This window comes from Nocardia sp. NPDC023852 (assembly GCF_040639505.1).
Taxonomy (GTDB): domain Bacteria; phylum Actinomycetota; class Actinomycetes; order Mycobacteriales; family Mycobacteriaceae; genus Nocardia.
Genome location: NZ_JBFAAB010000084.1, coordinates 1 through 1241, shown reverse-complemented (window position 1 = coordinate 1241; position 1241 = coordinate 1). Strand labels below are relative to the sequence as shown.

Genomic DNA, 1241 nt, shown 5'->3' with positions numbered 1-1241 from the left:
TGCGGGCTCAGGCGGTCAACGCAACACCTCTTCGAGTGCTTCTGATGGTGTGCGGAATCCGAGAGTTTGTCGAGGGCGCCCGTTGAGTTCGTCGGCGATCGCATCCAGGTCGGCCTGGCTGTAGGTGCGGAAGTCGATATGCCGGGGAAGATATTGGCGGAGAAGCCCGTTGGTGTTTTCATTACTGCCGCGCTGCCAGGGACTTTTCGGGTCGCAGAAGTAGACCGGGACGCCCGTGGCGACGGTGAAGGCAGCGTGTTCGGCCATTTCATAGCCTTGGTCCCAGGTCAGGGTCCGCCGCAACGCATCGGGCAGGGTCAGGATCCGGGCAGCCAGGGCGTCGGCGACCAGATCGGCACGCTTGCCCTCGGGCAGAGCGACCAGCAGCAGAAACCGGGTGGACCGCTCGACCAGGGTGGCGACCGGAGACATGCCACGCCCGAACACCAGATCGCCTTCCCAATGCCCCGGAACGGCTCGATCAGCGGCCTCGGCGGGGCGCTCGGCGATGGTGAGCACGCCGCGGCGCTGACCGCGGCCGTCGGGCTCGCGCTTGACCTTCGGCCGGCGCATAGCCCGGTGAGTGCGCAGATAGCGGGTCAGCTCGTGACGCAGCTCGCCACGAGCCTGGATGAACAAGGCCCGGTAGATCGTCTCGTGCGACACATAACCCATGCTGGACTGCGGATTTCGGCGCAGCCAGCCCGCGATCTGCTGCGGCGACCACGCCAGGGCGAGTTTCTCGGCCACCACCGCCGCCAATCGCGGATCGCGGGACAGTTTGGTCGGTTTCGGTCGCGTCGCCCGAGCCCACGCCGCCTGGTCGGCAGGCAAGGCCCGATAAGCGAAACGACCGCCGCGCCCAGCGACCTCACGCGAGATCGTCGAGGGCGCTCGCCCCAGGCCGCGGGCGATACTGCGCAGCGAGTCCCCGGCCGCCAATCCACGCGAGATCTCTTCTCGTTCAGCCAAACTCAGGCGAAGCCCGCCACGGTGACGAGGAGCCGGCCGGACCCCGCCACAGCGCTTGAGAAGGTCACGCACCGTCGATGGGTGCCGGCGCATCTCCCGGGCCAGGACCTTGATCGCTTGCCCGGACCGCCACCGCCGCCACACCTCCTCGACCTGAGCCTCGGTCAACGGCGTTCTTTTCTCCGACAGTGGTCTGCTCGAAGCCATCGCGCATCACATCCGTTCCTCACCAGGAGATTCCAGTGTTGCGCTGACCCATTGAGACCAAG

The 1241-nt window shown here is 66.9% G+C and carries 1 protein-coding gene; it reads right to left on the bottom strand.

Going from position 1 to position 1241, the window contains the following annotated elements:
- Positions 1–15: 15 nt before the first annotated feature.
- Positions 16–1179: an IS30 family transposase gene (locus AB0H00_RS31980; protein WP_357273683.1), complete on the bottom strand. Its 1164-nt coding sequence runs from the start codon at positions 1177–1179 to the stop codon at positions 16–18.
- Positions 1180–1241 lie beyond the last annotated feature (62 nt).